Origin of the sequence: Rhizobium sp. J15, assembly GCF_002531825.1 — a bacterium.
Taxonomy (GTDB): Bacteria; Pseudomonadota; Alphaproteobacteria; order Rhizobiales; family Rhizobiaceae; genus Rhizobium.
The window spans coordinates 1-8,319 of the sequence record NZ_NWSX01000084.1 but is presented as its reverse complement, the minus strand read 5'-3'; the positions used below and the strand labels follow the sequence as shown (position 1 = coordinate 8,319).

8 protein-coding genes are annotated in these 8,319 nt (G+C 62.3%); 7 read left to right on the top strand and 1 reads right to left on the bottom strand.

Translation table 11 applies throughout. The features are described 5' to 3' along the window. Positions 1–148: 148 nt before the first annotated feature. From CO670_RS32030 to map, 5 genes are all read left to right on the top strand, one after another. Positions 149–523, top strand: coding sequence for a YciI family protein (locus tag CO670_RS32030; protein ID WP_088672992.1), 375 nt, complete (start codon positions 149–151; stop codon positions 521–523). Further along, positions 520–1,779: an RNA polymerase sigma factor gene (locus tag CO670_RS32025; protein ID WP_097594026.1), complete on the top strand. Its 1,260-nt coding sequence runs from the start codon at positions 520–522 to the stop codon at positions 1,777–1,779. The genes CO670_RS32030 and CO670_RS32025 overlap by 4 nt, the downstream gene beginning before the upstream one ends. A gap of 89 nt (positions 1,780–1,868) precedes the next feature. Next, on the top strand, positions 1,869–2,336 hold the full coding sequence (locus CO670_RS32020) for an SRPBCC family protein (RefSeq protein WP_097594024.1): 468 nt from the start codon (positions 1,869–1,871) through the stop codon (positions 2,334–2,336). A 266-nt stretch (positions 2,337–2,602) separates the two neighbouring features. After that, positions 2,603–3,664 (top strand): LLM class flavin-dependent oxidoreductase, encoded by a 1,062-nt coding sequence (locus CO670_RS32015; protein ID WP_097594023.1) that lies wholly within the window; start codon positions 2,603–2,605, stop codon positions 3,662–3,664. A gap of 39 nt (positions 3,665–3,703) precedes the next feature. Then, the gene (gene map, locus CO670_RS32010) at positions 3,704–4,462 is read left to right on the top strand and encodes a type I methionyl aminopeptidase (RefSeq protein ID WP_097594022.1); all 759 of its coding nucleotides are present in this window, start codon (positions 3,704–3,706) and stop codon (positions 4,460–4,462) included. A gap of 337 nt (positions 4,463–4,799) precedes the next feature. Here map and CO670_RS32005 read toward each other — a convergent pair whose 3' ends face one another. Further along, positions 4,800–5,375 (bottom strand): PadR family transcriptional regulator, encoded by a 576-nt coding sequence (locus CO670_RS32005; protein ID WP_097594021.1) that lies wholly within the window; start codon positions 5,373–5,375, stop codon positions 4,800–4,802. Between the two features lie 167 nt (positions 5,376–5,542). Here CO670_RS32005 and CO670_RS32000 point away from each other — a divergent pair, with 167 nt between their 5' ends. Both CO670_RS32000 and sbmA read left to right on the top strand, forming a co-directional pair. Further along, positions 5,543–6,727, top strand: a complete 1,185-nt coding sequence (locus tag CO670_RS32000; protein WP_097594020.1) for a YbfB/YjiJ family MFS transporter — start codon at positions 5,543–5,545, stop codon at positions 6,725–6,727. A 125-nt stretch (positions 6,728–6,852) separates the two neighbouring features. After that, on the top strand, positions 6,853–8,118 hold the full coding sequence (sbmA, locus tag CO670_RS31995) for a peptide antibiotic transporter SbmA (protein ID WP_097594018.1): 1,266 nt from the start codon (positions 6,853–6,855) through the stop codon (positions 8,116–8,118). Positions 8,119–8,319: the final 201 nt, after the last annotated feature.

Sequence of the window (8,319 nt, the reverse complement as noted above, 5' to 3'; positions counted from 1 at the left end):
AGCTGATTTGGGAATCCTGAATGTCGATTGGTCCTAGCCTTCGGTTCGGATCGGCCGTTCCTTCGAGCGCGGCTGGCCTTGATAATTTTTTGATGCGGCCTGTCGGCTGAGCGGTTACTCCTTCGTCATTCGGAAAGAGGAGTGACCGATGCTTTACGCAATCCTTTGTTACGCCCATGAGGAAACCGTCTTCGCCTGGACCAAGGAGGAAGAAGCTGCCGTCATGGAGAAGCTTTACGCGGTGCAGGAGCCGCTCGCCAAGGCCGGCAAGCTCGGGCCTGTCGGCCGGCTGATGCCGACGACGGCGGCGACGACCGTGCGCAAGGGCAGAGATGAGGCTCTCGTCATCGACGGGCCTTTCGCGGAAACGAAGGAGGCACTTCTCGGCTTCTACGTGGTTGATTTCGAGACGTTGGAGGAGGCGGTCGCCTTCTCGAAACAGCTATCGGCCGTCAATCCCGGCTCCACCTCTTACGAAATTCGGCCCTTCTACGTGTTCAGGCCGGGAGATGCTGCATCATGACCGATATTGCCTGGATCGACCTCGCGCTTGCCTCCGCCAGACCGAAGGCGCTCGGCGCGCTGCTGCGCTATTTCCGCGATCTCGATACTGCGGAAGAGGCGTTCCAGGAGGCATGCCTGAGGGCGATCCGGACGTGGCCGGAGAAAGGGCCGCCGCGCGATCCGACCGCCTGGCTCATCTTCGTCGGCCGCAACAGCGGTATCGATGCCGTGCGCAAGCGGTCGAAGCTCCAGGCGCTGCCTGATGAGGATACGATTTCCGATACCGAGGACGCCGAAAGCGATATCGCCGAGCGGCTGGACGATTCCCACTATCGCGACGACATCCTGCGGCTTCTCTTCATCTGCTGCCATCCCGATCTGCCCGCGACCCAGCAGATCGCGCTGGCGCTGCGCATCGTTTCCGGCCTTTCGGTGACGCAGATCGCCCGCGCTTTCCTGGTTTCCGAAAGCGCCATGGAGCAGCGCATCACCCGGGCCAAGGCGCGCGTCGCCAAGGCGGGCGTGCCTTTCGAAACGCCGAGCCCCGAAGAGAGGGCGGAGCGGCTTTCGATCGTCGGCACGATGATCTATCTGATCTTCAACGAGGGCTACAGCCAGGCCGATCCCAGGCATGAGGCGGCTGCCTTCAGTGACGAGGCAATCCGGCTTGCGCGGCTGATGCTGCGCATCTTTCCTGCCGAACCGGAATTGATGGGGCTGCTTGCGCTGATGCTTCTGCAGATCTCGCGCCGACCGGCGCGTTTCAGCGCCGAAGACGAGATCGTGCTGCTCGAAGATCAGGACCGCGCGCTCTGGAACCAACTCTTCATCAACGAGGCCCTGGCGCTGCTCGACAAGGCTCTGCGCCACCGTCAACCCGGGCCTTATCAGCTGCAGGCGGCGATTGCCGCCGTTCATTCCCGGGCAAAACGGGCTGAAGACACGGACTGGGTCGAGATCGATCTGCTCTATCGCGCGCTGGAACGCATCCAGCCGTCCCCGGTCGTCACGCTCAACAGGGCGGTGGTGATTTCCAAATTGCATGGGCCTGAGGCGGCACTTGATCTCGTCGATCCGCTCGGCGAGAAGCTCGACGGCTATTTCTATTATCATGGGCTGCGTGGCAATCTGCTGAAGCAGCTCGGCCGCCACGGCCAGGCCCGCGAAGCCTTTGATCGCGCCATTGCGCTTGCCCATTCGGCGGCGGAGGCGGCCCATATCCGCCGGCAGATCGACAAAATGCAGGAAGAGGCCGTGCAGCCGGCCGTAAAATAATTCGGCGCGCTGTCGGAACGGCGAAGTCCGGCACGTCCTTGCAACAACCTGATGCGAAACAGGTTTCACTCAAATGGAGAGATGTTGAAATGACCGCCAGCACGCAGCATGAACTCGTCCTCGTCCGCGAATTCGACGCCCCGCGCGAGAAGATCTACAAGGCATGGACCGATCCGGAGCTTCTGAAGCAATGGTTCGTGCCGCGCCCCTGGGGTGTGGCGGAAGCGACGCTCGACGTCCGCCCCGGCGGCTCCAACGTCATTGTCATGCAGGATCCCGAGGGCAACCGCTATCCGAACCGCGGCGTCTATCTTGAAGTCGTCGAGAACGAGAAGCTCGTCTTCACCGATGCTTATAGCGAGGCCTGGGTGCCTGCCGAAAAGCCCTTCTTCACCGGCGTCATCCTGCTCGAGGAGCTCGGTAACGGCCGCACGAAATATACGGCGAAGGCGCTGCACTGGCGCGCCGAGGACAAGGACGCGCACGAGAAGATGGGCTTCCACGAGGGGTGGGGCAAGGCCGCCGACCAACTGGCGGAATTGCTGGCGAGGATGTGAGTATCGGGATGGCGCGGTGGAGGCCGCGCCGTTCCTCCTGCTTCAAGTGCGGCGTGAGGCCGTTTGGACGATGATTCCACTGCGGCTCGGAAGTCGTTGAATTCAGATTCGAATTGGTGGCTTGGGCGTGTTTTTGGTGTTCGTTGAAGCAAAGCCAAAAACATCCCGCCGCCTATCGAAATTCTCGAACGTTCCGTTCCAGAGTTTGTATTTGCGTTCCTTGCCGCCGGTCCTTATCTCCAGTTGAATTCAACAGGATGCGGATCATGGAACTTGGCCTTTACACCTTTGCGGACGTCAATCCTAATCCCTCCCGCAGCAAGGGAGCGGAAGGGGCCGAGCGGCTGAAGCATCTGATCGAGGAGATCGAGCTTGCCGATCAGGTCGGGCTCGACGTCTTCGGGCTCGGCGAGCATCACCGGCCGGATTATGCGGCGTCCGCTCCCGCGGTGGCGTTGGCGGCGGCTGCCGTCAAGACCAGCAATATCCGGCTGACGAGCGCCGTCACCGTGCTGTCCTCCGACGATCCGGTGCGCGTGTTCCAGCAGTTTGCGACACTCGATCTGCTTTCGGGCGGCCGGGCCGAAATCATGGCGGGGCGCGGCTCCTTCATCGAGTCCTTCCCGCTGTTCGGCTACAATCTCGAAGATTACGACCAGCTTTTCGAGGAGAAGCTCGATCTGCTCCTGGCGCTGCGTGACGGCGAGACGGTCGACTGGAGCGGCGAGCTTCGCGCGCCGATCCGCGGGCGCGGCGTCTATCCCCGGCCGCTGCAGGACCCGCTGCCGCTCTGGGTCGCGGTCGGCGGCACGCCGCAGTCGCTGGCGCGCGCCGGGGCGCTGGGCCTGCCGGTGGCGCTCGCAATCATCGGCGGCGAGCCGCGCCGTTTCGCGCCGCTCTTCGATCTCTACCGCGAGGCGGCGCGCCGGGCAGGACAGGACCCGGCGAAGCTCAAGACCAGCATCAACGTCCATGGCTTCATCGCCGATACGACCGAAAAGGCGGCCGACCAGTTTTACGGGCCGCAGGCCGAGGTGATGAACCGCATCGGCCGCGAGCGTGGCTGGGGACCGACGAGCCGGGCGCATTTCGACATGTCGCGCGGGCCGAACGGCGCGCTCTTCGTCGGCGATCCGGAGGCGGTCGCCGAAAAGATCATCGCCCAGCACGCGCTCTTCAAGAACGACCGCTTCCTGCTGCAGATGGCGATCGGCCTGATGCCGCATGATCAGATCATGCGCGGCATCGAACTCTACGGGACGAAAGTGGCGCCGATCGTCAGAAAGGCATTGACTGAAAAGGACGAAGGGGCGAAAGCCTCAGCTTGAGGCGGCGGCCGCCGCCCTGCGCAAGGCCGGAACGGACGAATGGTTATCGCAAACGACGACGAACTGGTGAAGCTCAAGGAGATCGGCCGCATCTGCGCCAACGCCATCCAGGTGATGGCGGCAGCGATGGAGCCGGGCATGACGACGCTGGAGCTCGACCAGATCGGCCGCAAGGTGCTCGAGGATTCCGGCGCGCGCTCGGCCCCGGAATTCTGCTACCAGTTTCCGGGTGCGACCTGCATCAGCGTCAACGAGGAAATCGCCCACGGCATTCCCGGCGCGCGCGTCATCCGCGCCGGCGATCTCATCAATATCGACGTTTCGGCCGAGAAGGACGGCTTCTTCGCCGATACCGGCGCCTCCTTCGCGGTGCCGCCGGTCAAGCCGAAGATCGAACGGCTCTGCCGGGACGGCAAGCGGGCGCTCTGGGTGGGGCTCAACCAGGTGAAATCGGGCGAGCCGCTCGCCAAGATCGGCAGCGCCGTCGGCGCCTTTGCGCAAAAGAACCGCTATACGCTGGTGGCCAACCTGGCGAGCCACGGCGTCGGCCGCTCGCTGCACGAGGAGCCGGCCGAGCTTTCCACCTGGCCGGACCCTTCGGAAAAACGCATCATGACGGATGGCCTCGTCTTCACGGTCGAGCCCTTCCTGTCGCTCGGCGCGACCTGGGCCGAAGGCGGCGACGATGCCTGGACGCTCTACGCCGATCCGAAGGCGCCGACGGTGCAATTCGAACACACGGTGGTCGCGACGCGCAACGGGCCGGTGATTTTGACCCTGGCGGATGTGCAGGCGTAGGGCGGTAACGGTATCAGGGAGCCTCTCGCCCTTCGGGATTCTTAGTTATTGCTGTGGTCGGCTGGCGTCACGACGACGCTTTGTCGAAGCACTCCTTCTCCACCCTCATTTCTGTGCCTGTCATAGGAATCCAGCCACCGCGCGTCGGCGCGGTGAGTGACTCAATACAACAGTTGGAAAGTCTCCCGCGCCCAAGGACTTGGGCGCGCTGGATCCCTGTGACGAGCACAGGGATGACGGAGGAGAGGTGGTGCCCATATCCACCTAATCTGACTTGGTAAGGAGGGAGGTTGGCTCATCCATCAACTCACTCAGCTTTGGTGGCCAATGTTCGTGCTCACCCCCGCGTTTCCGGCCTGCCGCCTTGCAGGATCTCCGTGGCGGCGCGTTCCAATATGCCGGCGATGCGGGCGGCTTCGGGTTTGGACCAGGGATAGCGCATCCGGAGCGCCGAGCGCAGCAGCATGCGGGCGGCGCGGATGTCGCCGCCGTCCTGCATGAAGTCGCCGTCGTTATCATCATCGGCGCCGTGGCGGTCGCTTTCGAAGACACGCTTCACATAGGCCATCTTTTCGCCGATGCGTTCGAGCTTGGCGAGCGTGTGCATGATCATCTCGCGGTTTTCGGCGACGCGGCGGCGGCCGGCCTCGGTGATACGGTAGAGCTTCTTGGCGCCCTCGCTTTCCACCCCGGCAAGGCCGGTTTCCTCGAGATAGGTCAGCGCGGGATAGATGACGCCGGGGCTCGGCACGTAGAAGCCGCCGGAACGCTCCTCGAGGATCTTGATCAGCTCATAGCCGTGGCACGGCCGCTCGTCGAGCAGGGCCAGGATGACGAGCTGCAGGTCGCCGGCTGCGAATTTGCGGCCCATGCGGAAGCCTCCGCCGAACACGCCGCCTTTGAAACCTCTCATGGTTTTCCCTTTCATCGTTGGATATATCGTTCACTATGTCGTAAAACATATGTCGTAAGATATTCTGTTCAAGAGCAGCGGCTGAAAAAATCCATCTTTCGTGGAATTGATCGATCGATCAGAAATAGTCGTTTGTGGCACCGACGCTGCGGCGCGATAAGCGCTGCATGCTTTCCCGCCCGCCGCACTCCCCGCCGAATCTCGTCGCCACAGCCGCTGCCGGCGCCGTCGCCATGGCGGCGGCCATGGGCTTCGGGCGTTTCTCCTACACGCCAATCCTGCCCGGCATGATGAGCGGCGTGCCGCTTTCGGCGGCGGATGCCGGCTTCATCGCCTCTGCGAATTTCGTCGGCTATCTCGTCGGCGCCGTGCTTGCCGCCTATGGCTGGGCGGCGGGACGCGAGCGGCTGGTGGCGCTTTCGGCATTGCTGGCCACCGCGATCCTGCTCGCCGCGATGGCCGCCACCGATTCCGTCGCGGTCTTTGCCGTCATCCGGTTTCTTGCCGGCCTCGCCAGCGCCTTTGCGATGGTCTTCACCTCGTCGATTGTGCTGAGCCACGGGGCTGCCGCCGGCAACGACCATGTGCAGGCGGCGCATTTCGGCGGGCCGGGAGCCGGGATTGCGCTTTCCTCGGTGATGGTGCTGCTGATCGGTCTCGGTTTTCACGATGGACCCGGCGGCTGGCGCGCCGATTGGATCGGCGGGGCGCTCTATTGCGCGGCAAGCCTCGCCGTCGTCTGGTGGCTCCTGCCTTCGGCGCCGGCGCAATCGGCACGGACGGGCAGGGAGCCGGCGCTCGCCTGGAGCCGGCCGATGGTGCTCGTGACGCTATCCTACGGCCTGTTCGGCTTCGGCTACGTGATCACGGCAACCTTCCTCGTCACCATCGCCCGCCTGTCGGCAACCGGAGCTTTCGTCGAATTCCTCTGCTGGTTCATCGCCGGCCTGACGGCGGCGGTGGCGCTGTTTGCCTGGAAGCCGGTGGCTAGATCTCTCGGGCTCGGTGGCGTCTATGTCGCCGCGCTTCTGGTCGAGACGGCCGGCGTGCTGGCGACGGTGGCGCTGCCGCCATCGATGGCGCCGCTCATCGGCGGGGCGCTGTTCGGGGCGACGTTCCTGGCGATCACCGCTTACGGGCTGCAGATCGGCCGCAAGCTTGCGCCCGAAAGCCCGAGGCGCATCCTGGCGATGATGACGGCCGCCTTCGGGCTCGGCCAGATCGTCGGGCCTGTCGTCGCCGGCTGGATCGCCGAGCGTTCCGGCAGTTTCACCGTGCCGACGGTGATCGCCGCCGCCGCGCTACTCGTCTGCGCGGCGCTTGTCATGCCGGTCCTTAGGAAAATCGCCTAACCGGTTACATCTGCGTAACAATCGGCCAAACCCATTGCTGCTTCCTTCGAACTGCCTTAGTTTCCGGCACAATCAGTGTTCCAAGACACTCCCGAGACTCACAGTTCAGGAAAGCAAAGCCCCCCGTGTTTCATTCGTTTTTTCCCCAGCCGAAGGCGTTCTTTAGTTCGCTTGTTGTTTGGACCCTGATTTCCATTGCCGGATGGTATCTCTTTGCAGCCGGTCTCGGCGTCTCTCTCGGTTTTACACCTGTTCCCGAGGATCAGCAGCCGATCGACCTCTCCTTCTTCCTGTTGCCGGAAAACGTCTGGTTCTACAGTTATTTCTTTCTGTCGGCGGTTGTCTTCTGCGGCTTTTGGCATCTGAAGGCGCTCCACCATCCTTGGAAACTCTGGTCGATCTGGGGTTCGGCGCTGATCATCTTCGTGACCTATTTCGGCGTGCAGATCACCGTTGTGATTAACAATTGGCGCCGGCCCTTCGGCGATCTGCTGCAGAATGCGCTGTCGAAGCAGCCCGGCATTACCGTCGACAATTTCTACGACCTGATGTGGGTTTTCTGTCAGATCGCATTTCTCAGCATGTTCGTATCGATCATGACCGACTTCTTTACGAGCCACTACATATTCCGCTGGCGTACGGCGATGAACAATTTCTACATGTCGAAGTGGGAAAAGCTGCGTCACATCGAAGGCGCTTCGCAGCGCGTTCAGGAAGACACGATGCGTTTTTCGAGCACGCTTGAAGGCCTCGGCATCAGCCTTATCAACTCGGTGATGACGCTCGTGGTCTTCCTTCCGATCCTTCTGGCGCTATCGCATTACGTGACGGCGCTGCCGGTGATCGGGCCGCTGGCGAATTCGCTCTTCTGGCTGGCGCTTTTCTGGTCGGCATTCGGCACGCTGCTGCTAGCCGTCGCCGGTGTAAAATTGCCGGGTTTGAATTTCCGCAATCAGCGCGTCGAAGCGGCCTATCGTAAAGAGCTCGTCTACGGTGAGGACCATGCCGAGCGAGCCCAGCCGCTGACGGTCAGGGAGCTTTTCGAAAACGTTCGACGCAACTATTTCCGCATGTATTTTCACTACATGTATTTCAACGTTGCCCGCTACTTCTACATCCAGGCGGACGCGCTCTTCGTGGTCTTCATGCTGGTGCCGACGATCGTGGCGGGTACCATTACTTACGGTATCTTCCAGCAGATCTCGACCGCCTTCGGCCAAGTCAGCAACTCGTTCCAGTATTTGGTCAATTCCTGGACGACGATCATCGAGTTGCTCTCCATCCACAAGCGCCTCAAGGCCTTCGAGGCGGCAATCGACGACGAGCCGCTGCCGGATATCGATCAGCGTTACCTCGAGCGTGAAGCCGGTGTCGTGCATGCGGATGGGTGAGGTCTAGCTCTGGACGGTAGGTGGTCGATTGATAGTAGTGTCGGGTGGGCTGTGAGGCCCCCTCATCCGCCTGCCGGCACCTTCTCCCCGCTGGGGAGAAGGGACTCGAGGCGGCGCCTCGTATTTACCCGTCGCTTAAGAATATGTCCGCCGACATCTCTATTCCTCTTCTCCCCAGCGGGGAGAAGGTGCCCGTTAGGG

What these genes read in the sequence shown, in the direction of transcription:
- CO670_RS32020 (WP_097594024.1), top strand. Translation starts at nt 1,869, where the DNA reads ATGACCGCCAGCACGCAGCATGAACTCGTCCTCGTCCGCGAATTCGAC.
- CO670_RS32015 (WP_097594023.1), top strand. Translation starts at nt 2,603, where the DNA reads ATGGAACTTGGCCTTTACACCTTTGCGGACGTCAATCCTAATCCCTCC.
- CO670_RS32005 (WP_097594021.1), bottom strand. Translation starts at nt 5,375, where the DNA reads ATGAGAGGTTTCAAAGGCGGCGTGTTCGGCGGAGGCTTCCGCATGGGC.
- CO670_RS32000 (WP_097594020.1), top strand. Translation starts at nt 5,543, where the DNA reads ATGCTTTCCCGCCCGCCGCACTCCCCGCCGAATCTCGTCGCCACAGCC.
- map (WP_097594022.1), top strand. Translation starts at nt 3,704, where the DNA reads ATGGTTATCGCAAACGACGACGAACTGGTGAAGCTCAAGGAGATCGGC.
- CO670_RS32030 (WP_088672992.1), top strand. Translation starts at nt 149, where the DNA reads ATGCTTTACGCAATCCTTTGTTACGCCCATGAGGAAACCGTCTTCGCC.
- CO670_RS32025 (WP_097594026.1), top strand. Translation starts at nt 520, where the DNA reads ATGACCGATATTGCCTGGATCGACCTCGCGCTTGCCTCCGCCAGACCG.